Here is a 19,807-nt window from a genome sequence, read left to right as displayed (position 1 = left end):
GTTCCCGCCGTGTGTGGACCGGTCCGCGACCGGTCCGCGCGGGGCTACGGTGGGGTCCGTGATGGACGTACGGCGCTCCGGTGAGCGCTACCCCGGGGGCGACGCCGAGGCCGGGATCGAGTCCCGGCACGCCTTCTCCTTCGGCCCCCACTACGACCCCGGCAACCTGCGCTTCGGCGCCCTGATCGCCTGCAACGAGGAGCGCCTGGCCGCGGGCGCCGGGTTCGCGGAGCATCCGCACAGTCACACCGAGATCGTCACGTGGGTCGCCGAGGGCGAGCTGACGCACCGCGACTCGACGGGGCACGAGACGGTCGTGCGCGCCGGTGACGTACAGCGGCTGAGCGCGGCGTCCGGCGTACGGCACGTCGAACGCAACGACGGCGAGGGCCCGTTGACCTTCGTGCAGATGTGGCTGGCCCCGCTCGTACCGGGCGGCGACCCGGCCTACGAGATCGTCCACGGCATCGCGGACGCGACGCCGTACGCGGTCCCGGAGGCCGGCGCGATGCTGCATGTGCGCCGGCTGGCGCCCGGCGAGCGCACGGCGGTCCCGGACGCCCCGCACGTCTACGTCCACGTCGTCCACGGCGAGGTCGCGCTGGACGACGAACGCCTCGGCCCCGGCGACGCGGCCCGCATCACGGACGCGAAGGACGGCGAGGCGGTGGGGGTGACGCGGGCGGAGCTGCTGATGTGGGAGATGACCTGACGGCCGTCAGGCCGCCCGGGTCTCCGCCAGCACCGCGTCCGTGAACGGCGGCCACGCCTCGACCGCCCAGGGTCCGAAGGCCCGGTCCGACAGGGCGACGCAGGCGAGCCCCGCCTCCGGGTCGCTCCACAGGAACGTACCGGACTGCCCGAAATGCCCGAACGTCCGGGGTGACGAGTGCGCCCCCGTCCAGTGCGGCGACTTGGAGCCGCGGATCTCGAAGCCGAGCCCCCAGTCGTTGGGGTTCTGCAGGCCGTATCCGGGAAGCACGCCCTTCGTCCCGGCGTACTGCACGCTCATCGCCTCGGCCACCGTGCGCGGGTCGAGCAGGCGCGGCGCCTGGATCTCGGCGGCGAACCGCAGCAGGTCCTCGACGGTGGAGACGCCGTCCTTCGCCGGGGAGCCCTCCAGGGACGTCGACGCCATGCCCAGCGGCTCCAGCACCGCCTGGCGCAGATACTCGGCGAACGGGATGTCGGTCGCCTTGGCCACATGGTCGCCGAGCTGCTCGAACCCGGCGTTGGAGTACAGCCGCCGCTGTCCTGGCGGCGCGGTCACCCGGTGCTCGTCGAAGGCCAGTCCCGAGGTGTGCGCCAGCAGATGACGGACCGTCGACCCGGGTGGCCCGGCCGGCTCGTCGAACTCGACCGCGCCCTCCTCGTAGGCCACCAGCACGGCGTACGCGGCCAGCGGCTTGGTCACCGAGGCCAGCGGGAACCGCCGGTCGGCCGGCCCCCGCACCCCCAGCACCGCACCGTCGGCCCGTACGACCCCCGCCGCCGCGATGGGCACCGGCCAGTCGTCGATCAATCCCAAGCTCTCCAAGGACATGCCCCGACCTTAGTCCCGCTCAGAGCACCAGCCGCAGGAAGGGGTCCCCGGTCCGCGCGAAACCGAGCGACGCGTAGAGCGGCTCCGCGTCCGCGGACGCGGTCAGGTCGACCTGACCGGCCCCCCGCTCACGGAACCACTCAAGCAGCTCGACCATGCACGCGCGCGCGTACCCGCGCCTGCGGGCTTCCGGGTCCGTGGCCACGCTGAAGACGTACCCGACCCGGCCGCCCGGATTGCCGGCCTTGCCGATCCGGTACTCCAGCGTCCCGGCGACCAGCGCCGCCAGCTCCCCCGGCCGCTCGGGACGGTCCACGACGAACGCCGCGAAGTCCCCGTCCGGCTCGGCCAGCCGCGCGCGCAGCCCCGGCAGGGACTCGGCGTGCCACCCGGTGGCGTGCGCGCTCCCCGGGCGCACCGAGTCGATCATCACTTGGCGCAGGCGCAGCACTTCACCGGCGTCGTCGGGCAGGGCACGGCGTACGAGGCTCATGGGCCGCACGGTAACGACAGCGCCTCCCGTGGGTCCTGCCGTTTTCTTACGGCCTCTTTCCGTGCACGCTTGCCTGGAGTGCACTCCAAGGTCATAGCGTGGGATTCATGACGGTGATGCAGACCACGGCAGCAGCCACCGAGCGGGCCCGGCAGCGGGCTCCGGAAGCGCCCCCGGAGGAGGGCGCCACCCGCACCGACATCTGCTCCGCCCCGCCCCGCCGGCACCCGCGCCCCGACGGCCAGGACCGCTACACGATCAGCGAGGTCGTCGCCTTCACGGGCCTGTCCGCGCACACCCTGCGCTGGTACGAGCGGATCGGCCTGATGTCCCACATCGACCGCTCGCACACCGGCCAGCGCCGCTACAGCAACCGCGACCTCGACTGGCTGGACCTCGTCGGCAAGCTGCGCCTGACCGGCATGCCGGTGGCCGCCATGGTGCGGTACGCGGAGCTGGTGCGCGAGGGCGACGCCACCTACGAGGAGCGCCGCGAGCTGCTGGAGACGACGCGGCGGGACGTCCTGGAGCGGATCGCCGAACTCCGGGACACGCTCGCCGTGCTGGACCGCAAGATCAGCTTCTACGCCGACGCGGGCCGCACCCCCGTGTCGCGCGCGCCGCACGAAGGGGAGAGCACCCGATGACCGACATCACGATCCGCACGGCACGACTCGGCGAGGACGGACCCGAGGTCGGCGTGCAGGGCCTCGGCTGCATGGGCATGAGCTTCGCCTACGGCCCCAGCGACGCGGACGAGTCCCGGGCCACCCTGGAGCGGGCACTGGAACTCGGGGTCACGCTCTACGACACGGCGGACGCCTACGGCACCGGGGAGAACGAGCGGTTCCTGGCGCCGTTCTTCCGGGCGCACCGGGACGAGGTCGTGATCGCGACCAAGTTCGGCCTCTCGATCCCGCCGGAGGACCCCACCCGGCGGGTCGTGCGCAACGACCCCCCTTACATACGCCAGGCCGTCGAGGCGAGCCTGCAGCGCCTCGACGTCGAGGTGATCGATCTCTACTACATGCACCGCCGGGACGTGAAGGTGCCGATCGAGGAGACCGTCGGCGTGATGTCCGACCTGGTCCGCGAGGGCAAGGTCAAGCATCTGGGACTCAGCGAGGTCACCGCGGACGAACTGCGCACCGCGCACGCGGTGCACCCCGTCGCCGCCGTGCAGTCGGAGTGGTCGTTGTTCAGCCGGGACATCGAGGCGAAGGTCGTGCCGGCCGCCCGGGAGCTGGGCGTCACCCTCGTCCCCTACTCCCCGCTCGGACGCGGCTTCCTCACCGGCTCGTTCGTGAACGCCGACCAGGACCTCACCGCAGACGACTTCCGCCGCCAGCAGCCCCGCTTCACCGGGGACAACGCGACGGCGAACGCGGCGCTCCTGGAGCCGATCCGCGAGGTCGCCGCCGCCCACGGGGCGACGACCGGCCAGATCGCCCTCGCCTGGGTCCAGCAGCAGACGTCCGTGCACGGCCTCCCGGTCGTCCCGATCCCGGGGACGCGAAGGCCGGCTCGCGTCGAGGAGAACACGGCCGCGACCCGGATCACGCTCTCCGACGGGGAACTCGCCGTCCTGGACGCCGTGGCCGGCAAGGTGGCGGGCGGCCGCTACGCGGACATGACGTTCACGTCGGCGGGCCGGGAGTAGATCCCGCGGCCCGCGATCACAGCTCGGCCAGCAACTCGGCCTTCTTGGAGGAGAACTCCTCGTCCGTCACCAGCCCGGCCTGGTGCAACTCCCCGAGATGCCGGATCCGCTCGGCGATGTCCGCGGGATCCCGGCGGGCGGCGGCGGCCACGGCGACCGCCGCCGTGGCCGTGCGCGAGCGGATCGCGTGCAGCACCGCCGCCGCGAACGGCAACGACTCGTGCACGGGCCCGTACCCCAGCCCGAACACCACCGCCGCCGGATCCTGGTCGGCCTGCGCCGGCTGTTCCCCGGCGTCCCGCGGCAGCAGCCGCAGATACCCCTCGAACGCCTCGGGCGAACGCCACTCCACGCCGCTCAGGTCCTCGACGGCGAACTTCTGGTCGCCGGCCTTCCACTTCGCCGACGACGCCCCCGTCCAGAACCACCGGAAGGCCACCGACGTCCCGTCGAAGGAGGCCTTGCCGTCGTACGCCTTGAACTGCAACGGCACCTCGGGCGCGGCCACGAGGTGCCGGTCCGCCGGCCCCGCCTCGGTCAGCAGCGTCCGCAGCTCGTCCGCGTAGTACTCGGCCAGCGTCTCGCGTTCGGCGGGCAGCACCAGCCGGTAGGGATCGCTGCTCTCCTTCAGCTGCCCCGCCGCCGCCTCGATCAGCGGATCGGCACCCGGCCGGGGCTCCGCGCGCAGCACGACGGTGCCGCGCCGCCCGGGGGAGAGCGTCACCCCTTGCAGCGCCGACAGCGGCACCCGCCGCTCGCCCAGCGCCTGGAAGAGCTTAGGTGTGCGAATCCCCCGTTCGTAGCGGATGAGCACGGAGTCGGACTCGAACTCCCAGGCGGCATGAAATCCGGCCAGTACGTCACCCATGCGGCTCATCGTATGCGGCACGAGCTCTTTCGTCCCCTCCCTGCGCAGACCGCAGTTTCTGCGCTTCTACGCGCGTCCGGCCGTCGACGTGGCGGACAAACCCGCCCGGCATGTGCCTCGGTCGTCGGCGCAGTCCACCGAGCGGTACGCGCCAACCCCGATCTCGGCGAAGTTGGCGAGACTGCCAGTGCCCGGTTCGAAATACCCGGCGTGCCCCTGGGCGCCGCGCGCCGACAGCAGGCGCGCCCCGAACGCGGCGGACATCGGATCGGCCCCGTGCCCGAACCCGCCGAACTCCATGTACGGCACGTCCTGGATCCAGTCGTCGGCGTCCCGCATCGCCCACACCCGCGCGGAGGTGCGCAGTTGGGCGGCGTTGGTGACCCGCATCCCGGGACTCCCGGCCACCGCTATGTCGGACACCCGGGCCGGCAGGCTGTGCGCGGCGACTCCGCAGACCACGGAGCCGTAGCTGTGGCAGAACAGCGAGACCGGCGCCTTCCCGGGCAGCGCGCGCACCAGCGCGTTCAGCCGGATCGCCCCGTCCTCGGCGCGCATCGCGGTGGCCGACTCCATGCCGAGCCCGCCGGGGGCGGTGTAGTCGGCCCAGGCGATCACGGCCGTGCGCGTGGCGGCGCTGGCGGCGCGCTCGGCGACGTAGAGGGACTTCGCCATGCCGACCGGGGCGGTGTAGCGGCGCTGGGTGCGCTGGAAGGTGAGCAGGTCGGTGTCGACGCCGGGGACGACGACGGAGACCCGCTCGGCGCGGTCGAGGTCGCCGAAGACCTCGGCCACCCGGCCCGAGCCGTCGGGGTCGAAGGCGAGGATGTGCCGGTCCGCGTCCATCAGGGACTCGAAGCGGTGCATCCGGCGGCCCGCCTCGTGCTGCCCCGTGGGACTGAGCCGGCTGTCCCGCATGCGCGCCAGCTCGGTCGTGCGGGCCTGGTCGAGCGCGATGCGGTTGGCCCGGTAGCGCAGCTCGACGGGGGCGCCGTTCATGTTGCCGACCGCGAGCGGGTAGCGGCGGGCCAGGTGGGCCCGTTGCCCGTCGGTGAGCGTGGCGAAGAAGGCGGCGAGCCGGCCGGGCGCGCTGTCCGGGTCCGGCAGCCGGTGTCCGTCGATCCGGCCGCGGTCCCAGGCGGAGAGGGAGCGCTGGAGCGGGGTGTCCGACCGCTGGTGGCGCAGGGCGGTCCAGCCGGTGGTCGCCAGCATCACGAACACCACGGCCAGCGCGAGCAGGGCGCGCCAGACGCTGAGCGAGGGAGAGGTGTCGAAGGAAGTCACTGGGAGGACACACTAGGAGAACGGGAGGGTCTCGCGTGGACCGTGTGTCGCGGATCACGTTTGACGAAAGTCACCTGATCGCACGGCGTGATGACCCCACCGCTTTGCCGTGTGCGGGTCCGTGCCGCCCCTCCGCACGGGTCGCCGGCGCCCGTGGCCGGGACGGCCGTTCAGTGCTTGCGCCAGTCGCCCGCCAGTACCGGTTCCACCTGATCGAGGTACCGGGCCGCCAGCGTCCGCATGGCCTCCAGGCTGACGTCCGGGCCCGTGCTCCAGAGCCGTTCGGTCACCCGGATGACCCCGCCGAATACGGCCACCGCCACCCGGGGCCGCGGATCGGCGTCCACGTCCAGGCCCTCCCGCTCGGCGATCAGCCGCGCCATCTGCTCCTCCGTCTCCGCCGACCGGCGCAGATGAGCGGCGAGCAGGACGGGCGTCGACTCGATCACCCGGTACATCCGCAGGTACTGCTCGACCGGGACGACCGCCTCGATGACCTCGCTGATCCGGTCCCAGCCGTCCAGCACCGCGCGGCGCAGCGCCTCCATCGGCGGCTCGTGCGGCGGGCGGGCGCGCACCGCCTCCACGAAGTGCGCCACCGTCATCGTCTCCAGGGCGAGCGCGGCCTCCTCCTTGCCGGAGAAGTAGCGGAAGAAGGTGCGCTGGGAGACGTCCACGGCCGCGGCGATCTCGTCGACGGTGGTGTGGTCGTAGCCGCGGGTGGTGAACAGCTCCACCGCAGCGCGCAGCAGCGCGTCCCGGGTGCGCTGCTTCTTGCGTTCGCGCAGGCCCGGCGGCGGCCCCGACCGTGTGTTGCCGACCGTGTCCATGGCGCCTCTCCTGCGAACTGTCCTGCCTGATCAGGCAATATGTGAGTGTCGTGACAGTTACCGACTTGTGAATTGGTTTGTCAACTGTCAGTGGCTGTCATTAGCCTCGAAGGTATGACTAGTCAGACCACCATCGACAAGACGGGGCCGGGGGGACCGGGGGACAGGGCTCCAGCCGCTCCGGATCCGGCGCCGGTCAAGGGCCTGCGCGGCCATCCCTGGCTCACCCTCATCACCGTCGCCGTCGGCGTCATGATGGTGGCCCTCGACGGCACCATCGTCGCCATCGCCAACCCGGCCATCGCCACCGACCTCAAGGCCAGCTGGGCCGAGGTCCAGTGGATCACCAACGCCTACTTCCTCGCCCTCGCGGTCTCCCTGATCACCGCGGGCAAGCTCGGTGACCGCTTCGGGCACCGGCAGACCTTCCTCATCGGCGTGGTCGGCTTCGCCGCGGCCTCGGGGGCCATCGGCCTGTCCGACAGCATCGCCGCGGTCATCGTCTTCCGTGTCTTCCAGGGCCTGTTCGGCGCCCTGCTGATGCCGGCGGCGCTCGGTCTGCTGCGGGCGACCTTCCCGGCCGAGAAGCTCAACATGGCGATCGGCATCTGGGGCATGGTCATCGGCGCCTCCACCGCCGGCGGCCCGATCCTCGGCGGCGTCCTGGTCGAGCACGTCAACTGGCAGTCGGTGTTCTTCATCAACGTGCCGGTCGGCATCCTCGCCCTCGTCCTCGGCATCGTGATCCTCACCGACCACCGCGCGAAGAACGCCCCGCGCTCCTTCGACCTGCTGGGCATCGTTCTGCTGTCGGGTGCGATGTTCTGCCTGGTCTGGGCCCTGATCAAGGCGCCCGAGTGGGGCTGGGGCGCGGGCCGGACGTGGACCTTCGTCGCCGTCTCGCTGGTGGGCTTCGTGCTGTTCGCGCTCTGGGAGAAGCGGGTCCGCGAGCCGCTGATCCCGCTGGGCCTGTTCCGCTCGATCCCGCTGTCCGCGGGTGTCGTCCTCATGGTCCTCATGGCGATCGCGTTCATGGGCGGCCTGTTCTTCGTGACGTTCTACCTCCAGAACGTGCACGGCCTCAGCCCCGTGGACGCCGGCCTGCACCTGCTGCCGCTCACCGGCATGATGATCGTCGGCTCGCCGCTCGCGGGCGCGATGATCACCAAGACGGGCCCGCGGCTGCCGCTGGCCCTCGGCATGGCCTGCACCGCGCTCGCCATGTACGGCATGTCCACCCTGGACAAGGGCACCGGCAGCGCCGTGATGTCGCTCTGGTTCGCGCTGCTCGGTCTCGGCCTCGCCCCGGTCATGGTCGGCGCCACCGAGGTCATCGTCGGCAACGCGCCCATGGAGCTCTCCGGTGTGGCCGGCGGACTCCAGCAGGCGGCCATGCAGATCGGCGGCAGCCTCGGCACGGCGGTGCTGGGCGCCGTGATGGCCTCCAAGGTCGACAGCGACCTCGCGGGCAACTGGACGGACGCGGGCCTTCCGCCGCTCACCGCGGCGCAGGAGGGGCAGGCCGCGGAGGCGGTCCAGCAGGGTGTCGCCCCGGTGCCGCCGGGCACGCCGGACGCCATCGCCGCGAAGATCACCGACGTCGCCCACGAGACCTTCATCTCCGGCATGAGCCTCGCCTCGCTGGTCGCGGCCGGCGTCGCGGCGGTGGCGGTGCTGGTCGCGTTCCTCACCAAGCGCGGCGAGAACGCGGAAGCGGGCGCGGGAGCGGCCCACATCTGACGGGACGCACCTGCCGGCGGACTCACCTATCAGGGTGACAGTCCCGAAGATCCCTCCCACCGGGCACGCGCCGCAGGTCACATTGGGTCAAGCCCTCCGTACGACATGCTCCGATGGCACGTGCGTACGCGGACGAGGGCGACCCGGGCTGCGGCGCGCTGCCGGAGGGGGGCGGCGCGCCGGCAGACCGCCAGGCATGGATCGCGCAGCGGGGGTACTCGCCTCATCGACCCGAAAGAACCGCGAGGTTCAGGGAGTTGATGCATTGATGATGGCGAGCTTTGGGCAAGGAACGCGCAAGTACCCCCGCTCACGTGGCCGGACGTGGTCACGGACCGGGCCGGATCGCGCGCAACTCGGGATCATCGGCGCCATCTGCGCGGTGGCCGGCTTCTTCGTACTGGGCATCGTCCTGGGCCCGGTGGCCATCGCATGCGGCTGGCTGGCCATGGGCCGCAGCTGGGCGGGCACCCGCTCGGTGCCGGCCCTCATCGCCCTTGTCCTTGGTGCGATAGACACCCTCCTGGCCCTCATCTGGCTGACGGGGGCCATGTCCCCGGGCTACGGAATGTTCTGAGCCGGGGGGAGTGAGAATGGGCCTCCGGCGTCACGCCGGAGGCCCACACTCAGGTGACGGTGCTCTCGGCTTCCAGATGCGGGGGCTCGCGACGGCGTTCCTCCGACAGCGCGGCGACCTGCGCCCGCAGCGCGCGCACCTCCTCGGTCAGCGCGGTGATGGCCTCCGTCTGCCGCCGCTCCTCCACGTCGTCCCGCTCGAACCGCGCGATGAACCAGGCGGCGATGTTCGCGGTCACCACACCGAGCAGCGCGATCCCCGACAGCATCAGCCCCACCGCCAGCAACCGCCCCACCCCGGTGGTCGGGGCGTGGTCCCCGTACCCCACGGTCGTCATCGTCGTGAACGACCACCACACCGCGTCACCCAGCGTCCGGATGTTCCCGCCCGGCGCGTCCCGCTCCACGGACAGCACGGCCAGCGACCCGAACATCAGCAGGCCCACCACCGCCCCGGCCACGTACGTCGTCAGCCGGATCTGCGAGGCCATCCGGGCCCGCCGCCCCACCAGCAGCAGGGTCGACACCAGCCGCAGCAGGCGCAGCGGCTGCAGCAGCGGCAGCACCACGGCGCACAGATCCATCCAGTTGCGCCGTACGAAGTCCCGCCGGTCGGACGCCAGCCACAGCCGCACGACGTAGTCGACGGCGAACGCCGCCCACACCACCCACTCCACGGCCAGGCAGGCCGTCGTCAGCGTCCGCCCCGCCGAACCGTCCACGATCGGCACCGCGTAGGCGGCGGCGAACAGGACGGCCAGCGCCAGCAGCGGCCGTTGAGTACGCCGCTCCCACCGCACCTGTGCCGATTGCTCCTTCATGCCCCGCATCGTAAGGAACGCGAAAGGGCGGTGAGACGTGAGCCTCACCGCCCCCGAAGCCCGACTACGCGTCGCCGCCCGCGGCGCCCGGGTCGGCCGCCGCGACGTCGAGGAGCTGGTACCGGTCGATCGCCTGCTTCAGCACGGACCGGTCCACCTTCCCCTCCCGCGCCAGCTCGGCCAGCACCGCCAGCACGATCGACTGCGCGTCGATGTGGAAGAAGCGGCGGGCCGCGCCCCGGGTGTCCGCGAAGCCGAACCCGTCCGCGCCCAGCGACTGGTACGTCCCCGGCACCCACCGGGCAATCTGGTCCGGAACCGAGCGCATCCAGTCGGAGACGGCCACGAACGGTCCTTCCGCGCCGCTCAGCTTCCGCGTCACGTACGGGACCCGCTGCTCCTCCTCGGGGTGCAGCAGGTTGTGCTCCTCGCACGCCACGGCCTCCCGCCGCAGCTCGTTCCACGAGGTCGCCGACCAGACGTCGGCGCGCACGTCCCACTCCTCGGCGAGCAGCCGCTGCGCCTCCACGGCCCACGGCACCGCCACACCCGAGGCCATGATCTGCGCCGGGACCGACCCCGAGGTGCCCGCGCCGAAGCGGTGGATGCCCTTGAGGATGCCCTCGACGTCCACGTCCGCGGGCTCGGCCGGGTGCTGGATCGGCTCGTTGTAGACGGTGAGGTAGTAGAAGACGTCCTCGCCGTGCGGGTGCTCCGGCGAGGCGCCGTACATCCGGCGCAGCCCGTCCCGCACGATGTGCGCGATCTCGAAACCGAACGCCGGGTCGTAGGCGACGCAGCCCGGGTTCGTCGAGGCGAGCAGCTGCGAGTGTCCGTCCGCGTGCTGCAGTCCCTCGCCGGTCAGCGTCGTACGCCCCGCGGTCGCGCCGAGGACGAATCCACGCGCCAGCTGGTCGGCCATCTGCCAGAACTGGTCGCCGGTGCGCTGGAAACCGAACATCGAGTAGAAGACGTACACCGGGATCAGCGGCTCGCCGTGCGTGGCGTACGCCGAGCCGGCCGCGATCAGCGACGCGGTGCAGCCGGCCTCGGAGATGCCGTCGTGCAGCATCTGCCCGGTCGGCGACTCCTTGTAGGCGAGCAGCAGCTCCCGGTCCACCGACTCGTACTGCTGGCCGAGCGGGTTGTAGATCTTCGCACTCGGGAAGAAGGAGTCCATGCCGAACGTGCGGTACTCGTCCGGCGCGATCAGCACGAACCGCTTGCCGATCTCCTTGTCCCGCATGAGGTCCTTGAGCAGCCGGACAAAGGCCATGGTCGTCGCGATGGACTGGTGGCCCGAGCCCTTCTTCACGGTCGCGTACGTCGCGTCCCCGGGCAGCGCGAGCGGCTCGGAGCGGACGACGCGGGTGGGGACGTAACCGCCGAGCGACTTACGGCGGTCGTGCATGTACTGGAGCTCCTCCGAGTCCCGGCCCGGGTGGTAGTACGGCGGCGCGCCGGACTCCAGGTCCCGGTCGGAGATCGGCAGGTGCAGGCGGTCCCGGAAGCCCTTGAGGTCGTCGACCGTCAGCTTCTTCATCTGGTGCGTGGCGTTGCGGCCCTCGAAGTTCGGCCCGAGCGTCCAGCCCTTGATCGTCTTGGCCAGGATCACCGTCGGCTGGCCCTTGTGCTCCACGGCCGCCTTGTACGCCGCGAAGATCTTCCGGTGGTCGTGACCGCCGCGGCCCAGCATCAGGATCTGGTGGTCGGTCATGTTCTCGACCATCGCGCGCAGCCGGTGGTCGTCGCCGAAGAAGTGGTCGCGGATGTAGGAGCCGGTCTCGGTCGCGTAGGTCTGGAACTGGCCGTCCGGCGTGGTGTTCATCCTGTTGACCAGCACGCCGTCGCGGTCCTGGGCGAGCAGCGGGTCCCAGGTGCGGTCCCAGATCAGCTTGATCACGTTCCAGCCGGCGCCACGGAACACCGACTCCAGCTCCTGGATCACCTTGCCGTTGCCGCGCACCGGGCCGTCGAGCCGCTGGAGGTTGCAGTTCACGACGAAGGTCAGGTTGTCCAGGCCCTCGCGCGCGGCGATGGTCAGCTGGCCGAGCGACTCCGGCTCGTCCATCTCGCCGTCGCCGAGGAACGCCCACACGTGCGACTTCGAGGTGTCCGCGATCCCGCGCGCGTGCATGTAGCGGTTCATCCGCGCCTGGTAGATCGCCCCGATCGGGCCGAGGCCCATCGACACGGTCGGGAACTCCCAGAAGCCCGGCATCAGCCGGGGGTGCGGGTAGCTGGACAGGCCGTGGGGCGCCTTGGACTTCTCCTGCCGGAAGCCGTCGAGGTGCTGCTCGGAGAGGCGGTCGAGCAGGAACGCGCGCGCGTAGATGCCCGGCGAGGCGTGCCCCTGGAAGAAGACCTGGTCGCCGCCGTCGCCCTCGTCCTTGCCGCGGAAGAAGTGGTTGAAGCCGACGTCGTAGAGGGAGGCCGAGGAGGCGAACGTGGCGATGTGGCCGCCGACGCCGATGCCGGGGCGCTGGGCCCGGGAGACCATCACGGCCGCGTTCCAGCGGGTGGCGTTGAGGATCTTGCGCTCGATCTCCTCGTTGCCCGGGAAGAACGGCTCGCTCTTGGTGGGGATGGTGTTGACGTAGTCCGTGCTGCGCATCTCCGGCACGGCCACGCGCTTCTCGCGGGCCCGCTCGATCAGGCGCAGCATCAGGTAGCGGGCCCGCTCACGGCCACGCTCGTCGATGGCGGCGTCGAGCGAGTCGAGCCACTCCTGGGTCTCTTCGGGATCGAAGTCAGGAACCTGACTCGGAAGGCCGCCAATGATGATCGGATTGCGATCGGATCCGGAAGCCACGCTGTTCCTTACCTGTCGGAGGGCCGATTATCGAGGTTTTTCGGTATGCCTGCACCGTTCACCATCGTGTACCTCGGGACCGCAATCGTCACCTCTACCGTGAGGTAACGAATACTCCTTGGTCAGCCGATGGCGCAGACCCGTGCGAATCTCGTACTCATGGATGATTCCCAAACGTACATACGGGGCAGATAGGTGTGGTGTAGGTCACCATTGCCCTCGGACGGCATGCCTGGAGTTGCGGCGACACGGCCGGGATCGTCACCGTTTCGGCGGTCCGAACCGCCGGGTACTTGCGCGATCCGCCCCGCCCGTGTGGACTACGGCCAATGCTTCGCGCACGCGCGTGGCTGAGACTCCCCCCAGCTCCCCGCGAGCAGGGGGTCCCCCCATCCGAAACATGATCAGGAGGCAACCCGTGAGCGCGACCGCGGACCACGCGGAGGAGCGGACGAACCCTGCCGGCAGGCTGGGGTTCCAGCCCGGGCAGGTGGTCCAGGAGATCGGCTACGACGACGACGTCGCCCAGGACCTCCGCGAGGCCATCGAGGAAGCCATCGAAGGCGACCTCATGGACGAGGACTTTGACGACGTGGCCGACGCCGTTGTGCTGTGGTTCCGTGACGACGACGGCGACCTTACGGATGCGCTGGTGGATGCCACCACGTACATCGAGGAAGGCGGCGCGATCCTGCTCCTCACGCCGAAGACCGGCCGGTCCGGTTACGTGGAGCCGAGCGACATCTCGGAGGCCGCGACCACGGCCGGGCTGACCGCGTCCAAGAGCGTCAGCGTCGGCAAGGACTGGAGCGGCAGCCGGCTGGCGACGCCGAAGGCCGCCAAGTCCAAGCGGTGACCGTTCGTTGAACGTGGGACGGGCCGGCCGAGGTCGGCCCGTCCGTCGGCCGCCGGTGATCGCTGCGTAGGGTGGAAGCCACCCGGACAGCCCCACCGAAGGGACGACGATGGCCATCCAGGTCGGCGACAAGGCCCCCGACTTCGAGCTGAAGGACAACCACGGCCGGACCGTGCGCCTTTCGGACTTCCGCGGTGAGCGCAACGTCGTGCTGATCTTCTACCCCTTCGCCTTCACCGGTGTGTGCACCGGCGAGCTGTCCGAGGTCCGGGACAACCTGCCGAGGTTCTCCGACCGCGACACCGAGGTGCTCGCCGTCTCCAACGACTCCATCCACACCCTGCGCGTCTTCGCCGAGCAGGAGGGCCTGGAGTACCCGCTGCTGAGCGACTTCTGGCCGCACGGCGAGGTCTCGCGCGTGTACGGAGTCCTCGACGAGGCCAAGGGCTGCGCGGTGCGCGGCACCTTCGTCATCGACAAGGAGGGCGTGGTCCGCTGGACCGTCCTCAACGGCCTTCCGGACGCCCGCGACCCGGACGAGTACCTCACGGCGCTCGACGCCCTGTGATTGTTGGGTCCCAAGGCCTACGGCGGCCGGGAACCCGTCACTAGGATCGACTCGTTTGATCCGATACCAACGCACGACGGGGCACCCGCCCCTGGACACCAATGGAGGACTCGTGGGAGTCAGCCTCAGCAAGGGCGGCAACGTTTCGCTGACCAAGGAGGCCCCGGGCCTGACCGCGGTCATCGTCGGTCTGGGGTGGGACGTGCGCACCACTACCGGCACGGACTTCGACCTCGACGCGAGCGCGCTGCTGCTGAACAACTCGGGCAAGGTCGGCAGCGACCAGCAGTTCATCTTCTTCAACAACCTCAAGAGCCCGGACGGCTCGGTGGAGCACACCGGTGACAACCTCACCGGTGAGGGCGAGGGCGACGACGAGCAGATCAAGGTCAACCTGGCCGGCGTCCCGGCCGAGATCGAGAAGATCGTCTTCCCGGTGTCCATCTACGACGCCGAGAACCGCCAGCAGTCCTTCGGCCAGGTCCGCAACGCGTTCATCCGCGTCGTCAACCAGGCCGGCGGCGCCGAGATCGCCCGGTACGACCTCTCCGAGGACGCCTCGACCGAGACCGCGATGGTCTTCGGCGAGCTGTACCGGCACGGTGCGGAGTGGAAGTTCCGCGCCATCGGCCAGGGCTACGCCTCGGGGCTGCGCGGCATCGCGCAGGACTTCGGCGTCAACGTCTGAGTCAGGTCCCTTTCGTCCCGCCCGTCCGGCGCCGCACGTTTGCGTGCGGCGCCGGACGCGCAGGACAACCACATCAGGCAGCACCCAGGGGAGGACAAGCATCATGGGCGTCACGCTCGCCAAGGGGGGCAACGTCTCCCTGTCCAAGGCCGCTCCGAACCTCACTCAGGTGATGGTCGGGCTCGGCTGGGACGCACGTTCCACCACCGGAGCCCCGTTCGACCTCGACGCCAGCGCCCTGGTGTGCAGCAGCGGACGGGTGATGGGCGACGAGTGGTTCATCTTCTACAACCAGCTCAAGAGCCCGGACGGCTCGGTGGAGCACACCGGTGACAACCTCACCGGTGAGGGCGACGGCGACGACGAGTCGATCCTGATCGACCTCTCCAAGGTGCCCGCCCACTGCGACAAGATCGTCTTCCCGGTCTCGATCCACATGGCCGACGAGCGCGGCCAGACCTTCGGCCAGGTCAGCAACGCCTTCATCCGCGTGGTCAACCAGGCCGACGGCCAGGAACTCGCCCGGTACGACCTCAGCGAGGACGCCTCCACGGAGACCGCCATGATCTTTGGCGAGGTCTACCGCTACCAGCAAGAATGGAAGTTCCGGGCCGTAGGACAGGGGTACGCGTCGGGGCTGCGCGGCATCGCTCTAGACTTTGGGGTCAACGTTTCGTAAAGCCGGGTACGGCGCGGGGGAGACCCGTACACCCCGTACACAAGGGATTGGGTAGCCAGTGGTTCTGAAAACCTTCGGCTGGTCGTTCGCGGTCACCGCGCTCGGCCTGGTCGCGGCGGTCTTCTACGGGGGGTGGACCGCCTTCGGCATCGTGGCGATCCTCTGTGTCCTCGAGATCTCGCTGTCCTTCGACAATGCAGTGGTCAACGCCGGAATCCTCAAGAAGATGAATGCCTTCTGGCAGCGCATCTTCCTCACCATCGGCATCCTCATCGCCGTCTTCGGCATGCGGCTCGTCTTTCCCGTCGTCATCGTCGCCATCAGCGCACAGCTCGGGCCCATCGAGGCCGTCGACCTCGCGCTGACCGACAAGGAGCGCTACCAGGAACTCGTCACCGACGCCCACCCGGCGATCGCGGCGTTCGGTGGCATGTTCCTGCTGATGATCTTCCTGGACTTCATCTTCGAGGACCGGGAGATCAAGTGGCTGGGCTGGCTGGAGCGCCCGCTGGCCAAGCTGGGCAAGGTCGACATGCTGTCGGTCTGCATCGCCCTGATCGTCCTGCTCGTCACCTCGATGACCTTCGCCACCCACGCCCACCTGCACGCCGGACCCGCGAACAAGGCGGAGACGGTACTGCTCTCCGGAGTGGCGGGCCTCATCACCTACATGATCGTCGGTGGTCTCTCCGGCTACTTCGAGGACAAGCTGGAGGAAGAGGAGGAGCGCGAGCACGAGCAGGAGGAGGCGGCGAAACGCTCCGGCAAGCCCGTCATGCTCCTGGCAGGCAAGGCCGCGTTCTTCATGTTCCTCTACCTGGAGGTCCTGGACGCCTCGTTCTCCTTCGACGGCGTCATCGGCGCCTTCGCCATCACCAACGACATCGTGCTGATGGCCCTCGGCCTCGGTGTCGGCGCCATGTACGTCCGGTCCCTGACCGTGTACCTGGTCCGTCAGGGCACCCTGGACGACTACGTCTACCTGGAGCACGGCGCGCACTACGCCATCGGCGCGCTCGCCGTGATCCTGCTGGTCACCATCCAGTACGAGATCTCCGAGATCATCACCGGCCTGATCGGCGTCGTCCTGATCGCCGCCTCGTTCTGGTCCTCCGTGCGCCGCAATCGCGCGCTGGCGGCCGCCGAGGGCAACGCGGGCTCGGACAAGACCGAGGTCTCGTCCGGGGTGTGACGCCCGTCCGGGCGAGGAACGCTCTGAGCGGGGCGGCCGTCGAGGGACGACTACATGTCCTCGACGGCCGCCCCGTCGGTCTGTCCGGCACGGCAGGGCATGGCAGGGCACGGTGAGTGGGGAGTCTGGGGGCGGGAATGGGCTTGTTTGACGGGCTCTGGCGTGGGCGTACGGCCGAGTTCGACTCGGGCAGCGCGGCCAGCAACGCGATCGAGCTGACCAAGCGGCACAGCCAGGTGTCGCTGAGCAGACAGGGGGCGGAGACCGGGCATCTGCGCGTCAACCTGACCTGGCGGATGCGCAGCTCCGACATCGGCGGACCGCAGCGGGAGAGCCTGCTGCGGCACCCCTTCAAGGCACTCAAGCCGCCGGAGGTCATGGGGCACAGCCAGAGCATGGTCAACGTCGACCTCGACCTGGGATGCCTGTACGAACTCCAGGACGGCACCAAGGGCGTCGTACAGCCCCTCGGCGGCTACCTCGGCGACGTCAACGCACCGCCGTACGTCAAGCTCAGCGGCGACGACCGGTTCGGCTCGGCGTCCGGCGAGACCATCTACGTCAACCTCGACCACCGCGAGGCCATCAAGCGGCTGCTGGTCTTCGTCTACATCTACGACCAGACCCCGGCGTTCGACCGCACCCACGCGATCGTCACGCTCTACCCCAGCAACGGTCCCCGCATCGAGATCGGACTCGACGAACGCCACCCCCAGGCCCGCTCCTGCGCCGTCGTGATGATCGAGAACGTGAAGAACGAGATCTGGGTGCGACGCGAGGTCAAGTTCGTCTACGGCTTCCAGGCGGAGCTGGACCGGTTGTACGGGTGGGGGCTGCAGTGGGGGAGGGGCCACAAGGCCAAGTCCGAGCGGTGAGCCGCCGGTGCCGGGCGCCGGGTGCCCGGCGCCCGGGGTTCAGCGGCCGATGAACTGGGGTCCCTGCGGGGGGAGGCGGAAGTCGGGGTCCGGGGCCGCCGGGACCGGGATCGGCGGCGGGTAGCCGTAGCCGGAATGCGCGGTCGGCGGTGCCGCCTGCGGATAGCCGTAGCCGGTCTGGGCGGCGGCCGGATGCGGGTAGCCGTAGGCGGGCTGCGTCGCGGCCGGCTGTGGCTGCTGCTGCGGGTAGCCGTACGCCGGCTGCGTGGCCGGCTGGGGCACCACGGCCGTCGGCTGCTCCGGCGGCAGCGGCCGCGACATCTCGGGCCCCGCCTGGGCCGCGGCGGCGGCCGCTGTCCCCTCCGCCGCCGCCTCGGACTCGTCCACCGAGATCCCGAAGTCCGTCGCGAGCCCCTTGAGCCCGTTCGAATACCCCTCGCCGAGCGCCCGGAACTTCCACCCGTCCCCGCGCCGGTACAGCTCGCCGCAGATCAGCGCGGTCTCCTCGCCGGTCTCCGGCTTGACGTCGAAGTAGGCCAGCGCCTCACCCTCGGGCGCCGAGCCGTCGTACAGCAGAATGCGCAGTGACCGTACGTGATCGAAAGTCATGCCATCCGCCGATGCGACCAGGAGAATCTGGCTGACGTCGGACTCGACACCGGTCAGATCTGTCTGGATCGTGTCGGTCAGGCCCTCGGCGACGCGCTTCTTGCCGAGTCGCCACACCTTCCCGGCGGGGTGCCGGGGCTGGTTGTAGAACACGAAGTCCTCGTCGGAGCGCACACGACCGTCGGGGCCGAGGAGCAGCGCCGAGGCATCGACGTCAGGGACCCCCTGCCCGGGCGTCCAGCGCAGCACGGCGCGCACCGTCGTGACTTCGAGCGGGACGTTGGACCCCTTCAACATCGCGTGCGTCATGCGGTCATCCTGCCCTCTCGGTCCTGCTCACGACAATGCGGGGTCGAGCTGTCGCCGGAGTGCCCGTGGCGCCGCCGACAGAGCGTTGCCCGCCCCCGCGTTACGTGAAATTCATGCCCGGCGGGAACCCATGACATGGACTCCTACGTACTATTACCGGCCACCTTCAGCCGGACCTCAGGCCGATCGAGCACCACGGGGAAGCTATATGCGTCATTTCGGGCACGTTGCACCTGAGGTGCGGCAGCGCCTCTTCCACCGCGAGCCGTGCGACTTCACCGCCGACTCCCCGGCCCGGCTGCTGGCCGCGGCCCTGGGCGCCACGCTCTACAGCCCTGCCACCCGGCCCCGGCTCGCCGAGGACATCGTCAAGCAGACCGGCCGGGGCGTGGTCTCGATGGTCCTCTGCCTGGAGGACTCGATCGGCGACGCCGACGTCCTGGCCGGCGAGGAGAACCTCGTACGCCAGTTCGCCGAACTCGCCGAGCGCATCTCCGATGCCGACCTCCCTCTGCTGTTCATCCGCGTCCGCAGGCCGGACCAGATCCCCGACCTGGTCCGCCGCATCGGCCCCGCCGTCCGGCTGCTGTCCGGATTCGTGCTGCCGAAGTTCACCCAGGAACGCGGCATGCCCTTCCTGGAGGCCCTCGCGGTCGCCGAGGCGGCCGCCGGGCGACGGCTCTTCGCCATGCCGGTCCTGGAATCCCCCGAGCTGCTCTACCGCGAGTCCCGGGTGGAGACCCTGGAGGGCATCTTCCGGGCCGTCGACAAGCACCGCGAGCGGGTCCTCGCGCTGCGCCTCGGCGTGACCGACTTCTGCTCCTCCTACGGCCTGCGCAGGGCCCCCGACATGACGGCCTACGACGTCCAGGTCGTCGCCTCCGTCATCGCCGACGTGGTGAACATGCTGGGGCGGGCCGACGGCACCGGCTTCACCGTGACCGGGCCGGTGTGGGAGTACTTTCGGGTGCAGGAACGTATGTTCAAGCCTCAGCTGCGGCGCAGCCCCTTCCTGGAGGGCCAGGCCGAGGAACTGCGCGAGGCCCTGATCGAGCACTCCATGGACGGGCTGCTCCGGGAGATCACGCTGGACCAGGCCAACGGACTGCTCGGCAAGACCTGCATCCACCCCTCGCACGTCCTGCCCGTGCACGCACTGTCCGTGGTCAGTCACGAGGAGTTCAGCGACGCCCAGGACATCCTGCGGCCGGAACTGCTGGGCGGCGGGGTGCTGCGGTCGGCGTACACGAACAAGATGAACGAGGTGAAGCCGCACCGCGCCTGGGCCGAGCGGACCCTCCTGCGCGCCGAGGCCTTCGGCGTGGCCAACGAGGACATCGGCTTCGTGGAGCTCCTGGCAGCGGGGAACGCCGGGTGAGGGCCGCTCCGGGGCGACGGACGTCT

General features: G+C 70.3%; 20 protein-coding genes. 12 read left to right on the top strand and 8 right to left on the bottom strand.

Going from position 1 to position 19,807, the window contains the following annotated elements:
• Positions 1-61: 61 nt before the first annotated feature.
• Positions 62-712, top strand: a complete 651-nt coding sequence (locus ACIP2X_RS25790) for a pirin family protein (RefSeq protein WP_401677242.1) — start codon at positions 62-64, stop codon at positions 710-712.
• 6 nt (positions 713-718) lie between these two features.
• On the opposite strand, the gene ACIP2X_RS25785 is transcribed toward ACIP2X_RS25790, so the two are convergent.
• Both ACIP2X_RS25785 and ACIP2X_RS25780 read right to left on the bottom strand, forming a co-directional pair.
• Positions 719-1,543 (bottom strand): serine hydrolase domain-containing protein, encoded by an 825-nt coding sequence (locus ACIP2X_RS25785; protein ID WP_401676793.1) that lies wholly within the window; start codon positions 1,541-1,543, stop codon positions 719-721.
• Positions 1,544-1,562: 19 nt separating this feature from the next.
• Positions 1,563-2,036 carry a GNAT family N-acetyltransferase gene (locus ACIP2X_RS25780; protein WP_401676791.1) on the bottom strand — a complete coding sequence of 158 codons (474 nt, stop codon included), beginning with the start codon at positions 2,034-2,036 and terminating at the stop codon, positions 1,563-1,565.
• A gap of 107 nt (positions 2,037-2,143) precedes the next feature.
• On the opposite strand from ACIP2X_RS25780, the gene ACIP2X_RS25775 reads away from it, so the two are divergent.
• A complete protein-coding gene (locus ACIP2X_RS25775; protein WP_401676789.1) occupies positions 2,144-2,683 on the top strand; it encodes a MerR family transcriptional regulator in 540 nt (179 codons plus the stop codon).
• Entirely contained in the window at positions 2,680-3,696 is a 1,017-nt protein-coding gene (locus tag ACIP2X_RS25770) for an aldo/keto reductase (protein ID WP_401676787.1), read from the top strand. The genes ACIP2X_RS25775 and ACIP2X_RS25770 overlap by 4 nt, the downstream gene beginning before the upstream one ends.
• A gap of 16 nt (positions 3,697-3,712) precedes the next feature.
• Here ACIP2X_RS25770 and ACIP2X_RS25765 read toward each other — a convergent pair whose 3' ends face one another.
• From ACIP2X_RS25765 to ACIP2X_RS25755, 3 genes are all read right to left on the bottom strand, one after another.
• Positions 3,713-4,564 carry a DUF4429 domain-containing protein gene (locus tag ACIP2X_RS25765; protein WP_401676786.1) on the bottom strand — a complete coding sequence of 284 codons (852 nt, stop codon included), beginning with the start codon at positions 4,562-4,564 and terminating at the stop codon, positions 3,713-3,715.
• A 66-nt stretch (positions 4,565-4,630) separates the two neighbouring features.
• The gene (locus ACIP2X_RS25760) at positions 4,631-5,848 is read right to left on the bottom strand and encodes an alpha/beta hydrolase (RefSeq protein WP_401676784.1); all 1,218 of its coding nucleotides are present in this window, start codon (positions 5,846-5,848) and stop codon (positions 4,631-4,633) included.
• Between the two features lie 170 nt (positions 5,849-6,018).
• Positions 6,019-6,678: a TetR family transcriptional regulator gene (locus ACIP2X_RS25755; protein ID WP_401676782.1), complete on the bottom strand. Its 660-nt coding sequence runs from the start codon at positions 6,676-6,678 to the stop codon at positions 6,019-6,021.
• A gap of 114 nt (positions 6,679-6,792) precedes the next feature.
• Here ACIP2X_RS25755 and ACIP2X_RS25750 point away from each other — a divergent pair, with 114 nt between their 5' ends.
• Together ACIP2X_RS25750 and ACIP2X_RS25745 are read left to right on the top strand one after the other, a co-directional pair.
• Positions 6,793-8,418 carry an MFS transporter gene (locus ACIP2X_RS25750; RefSeq protein WP_401676780.1) on the top strand — a complete coding sequence of 542 codons (1,626 nt, stop codon included), beginning with the start codon at positions 6,793-6,795 and terminating at the stop codon, positions 8,416-8,418.
• A 268-nt stretch (positions 8,419-8,686) separates the two neighbouring features.
• Positions 8,687-8,995 carry a small hydrophobic protein gene (locus ACIP2X_RS25745; protein WP_401677240.1) on the top strand — a complete coding sequence of 103 codons (309 nt, stop codon included), beginning with the start codon at positions 8,687-8,689 and terminating at the stop codon, positions 8,993-8,995.
• A 49-nt stretch (positions 8,996-9,044) separates the two neighbouring features.
• Here the strand turns inward: ACIP2X_RS25745 and ACIP2X_RS25740 are convergent, their stop codons facing one another.
• Together ACIP2X_RS25740 and aceE are read right to left on the bottom strand one after the other, a co-directional pair.
• Entirely contained in the window at positions 9,045-9,815 is a 771-nt protein-coding gene (locus ACIP2X_RS25740; protein WP_401676778.1) for a potassium channel family protein, read from the bottom strand.
• A gap of 64 nt (positions 9,816-9,879) precedes the next feature.
• A complete protein-coding gene (gene aceE / locus ACIP2X_RS25735; protein WP_401676777.1) occupies positions 9,880-12,627 on the bottom strand; it encodes a pyruvate dehydrogenase (acetyl-transferring), homodimeric type in 2,748 nt (915 codons plus the stop codon).
• Positions 12,628-13,045: 418 nt separating this feature from the next.
• Between aceE and ACIP2X_RS25730 the strand changes: the two genes are divergently transcribed.
• From ACIP2X_RS25730 to ACIP2X_RS25705, 6 genes are all read left to right on the top strand, one after another.
• Positions 13,046-13,483 (top strand): DUF3052 domain-containing protein, encoded by a 438-nt coding sequence (locus tag ACIP2X_RS25730; protein ID WP_401676775.1) that lies wholly within the window; start codon positions 13,046-13,048, stop codon positions 13,481-13,483.
• Between the two features lie 109 nt (positions 13,484-13,592).
• A complete protein-coding gene (locus ACIP2X_RS25725; protein WP_401676773.1) occupies positions 13,593-14,051 on the top strand; it encodes a peroxiredoxin in 459 nt (152 codons plus the stop codon).
• A gap of 112 nt (positions 14,052-14,163) precedes the next feature.
• Entirely contained in the window at positions 14,164-14,739 is a 576-nt protein-coding gene (locus ACIP2X_RS25720) for a calcium homeostasis/redox stress adaptation protein (RefSeq protein WP_401676771.1), read from the top strand.
• Between the two features lie 103 nt (positions 14,740-14,842).
• Positions 14,843-15,418: a TerD family protein gene (locus ACIP2X_RS25715; RefSeq protein WP_401676769.1), complete on the top strand. Its 576-nt coding sequence runs from the start codon at positions 14,843-14,845 to the stop codon at positions 15,416-15,418.
• Positions 15,419-15,476: 58 nt separating this feature from the next.
• Positions 15,477-16,610, top strand: coding sequence for a DUF475 domain-containing protein (locus ACIP2X_RS25710; protein WP_401676767.1), 1,134 nt, complete (start codon positions 15,477-15,479; stop codon positions 16,608-16,610).
• A 137-nt stretch (positions 16,611-16,747) separates the two neighbouring features.
• Complete coding sequence (locus tag ACIP2X_RS25705; protein ID WP_401676765.1) at positions 16,748-17,485, top strand: Tellurium resistance; 738 nt, start codon at positions 16,748-16,750, stop codon at positions 17,483-17,485.
• A gap of 39 nt (positions 17,486-17,524) precedes the next feature.
• Here ACIP2X_RS25705 and ACIP2X_RS25700 read toward each other — a convergent pair whose 3' ends face one another.
• Positions 17,525-18,403 carry a TerD family protein gene (locus tag ACIP2X_RS25700; RefSeq protein ID WP_401676763.1) on the bottom strand — a complete coding sequence of 293 codons (879 nt, stop codon included), beginning with the start codon at positions 18,401-18,403 and terminating at the stop codon, positions 17,525-17,527.
• Positions 18,404-18,611: 208 nt separating this feature from the next.
• Here ACIP2X_RS25700 and ACIP2X_RS25695 point away from each other — a divergent pair, with 208 nt between their 5' ends.
• Positions 18,612-19,781: an HpcH/HpaI aldolase/citrate lyase family protein gene (locus ACIP2X_RS25695; protein WP_401676761.1), complete on the top strand. Its 1,170-nt coding sequence runs from the start codon at positions 18,612-18,614 to the stop codon at positions 19,779-19,781.
• Positions 19,782-19,807 lie beyond the last annotated feature (26 nt).

Origin of the sequence: Streptomyces sp. NPDC089424 (assembly GCF_044749345.1) — a bacterium.
Classification (GTDB): Bacteria; Actinomycetota; Actinomycetes; order Streptomycetales; family Streptomycetaceae; genus Streptomyces.
The sequence above is the reverse complement of the archived record's forward strand: the minus strand, read 5'-3'. Positions and strand labels throughout refer to the sequence as shown.

What these genes read in the sequence shown, in the direction of transcription:
- ACIP2X_RS25790 (WP_401677242.1), top strand. Translation starts at nt 62, where the DNA reads ATGGACGTACGGCGCTCCGGTGAGCGCTACCCCGGGGGCGACGCCGAG.
- ACIP2X_RS25785 (WP_401676793.1), bottom strand. Translation starts at nt 1,543, where the DNA reads ATGTCCTTGGAGAGCTTGGGATTGATCGACGACTGGCCGGTGCCCATC.
- ACIP2X_RS25780 (WP_401676791.1), bottom strand. Translation starts at nt 2,036, where the DNA reads ATGAGCCTCGTACGCCGTGCCCTGCCCGACGACGCCGGTGAAGTGCTG.
- ACIP2X_RS25775 (WP_401676789.1), top strand. Translation starts at nt 2,144, where the DNA reads ATGACGGTGATGCAGACCACGGCAGCAGCCACCGAGCGGGCCCGGCAG.
- ACIP2X_RS25770 (WP_401676787.1), top strand. Translation starts at nt 2,680, where the DNA reads ATGACCGACATCACGATCCGCACGGCACGACTCGGCGAGGACGGACCC.
- ACIP2X_RS25765 (WP_401676786.1), bottom strand. Translation starts at nt 4,564, where the DNA reads ATGGGTGACGTACTGGCCGGATTTCATGCCGCCTGGGAGTTCGAGTCC.
- ACIP2X_RS25755 (WP_401676782.1), bottom strand. Translation starts at nt 6,678, where the DNA reads ATGGACACGGTCGGCAACACACGGTCGGGGCCGCCGCCGGGCCTGCGC.
- ACIP2X_RS25750 (WP_401676780.1), top strand. Translation starts at nt 6,793, where the DNA reads ATGACTAGTCAGACCACCATCGACAAGACGGGGCCGGGGGGACCGGGG.
- ACIP2X_RS25745 (WP_401677240.1), top strand. Translation starts at nt 8,687, where the DNA reads ATGATGGCGAGCTTTGGGCAAGGAACGCGCAAGTACCCCCGCTCACGT.
- ACIP2X_RS25740 (WP_401676778.1), bottom strand. Translation starts at nt 9,815, where the DNA reads ATGAAGGAGCAATCGGCACAGGTGCGGTGGGAGCGGCGTACTCAACGG.
- ACIP2X_RS25725 (WP_401676773.1), top strand. Translation starts at nt 13,593, where the DNA reads ATGGCCATCCAGGTCGGCGACAAGGCCCCCGACTTCGAGCTGAAGGAC.
- ACIP2X_RS25715 (WP_401676769.1), top strand. Translation starts at nt 14,843, where the DNA reads ATGGGCGTCACGCTCGCCAAGGGGGGCAACGTCTCCCTGTCCAAGGCC.
- ACIP2X_RS25705 (WP_401676765.1), top strand. Translation starts at nt 16,748, where the DNA reads ATGGGCTTGTTTGACGGGCTCTGGCGTGGGCGTACGGCCGAGTTCGAC.
- ACIP2X_RS25700 (WP_401676763.1), bottom strand. Translation starts at nt 18,403, where the DNA reads ATGACGCACGCGATGTTGAAGGGGTCCAACGTCCCGCTCGAAGTCACG.
- ACIP2X_RS25695 (WP_401676761.1), top strand. Translation starts at nt 18,612, where the DNA reads ATGCGTCATTTCGGGCACGTTGCACCTGAGGTGCGGCAGCGCCTCTTC.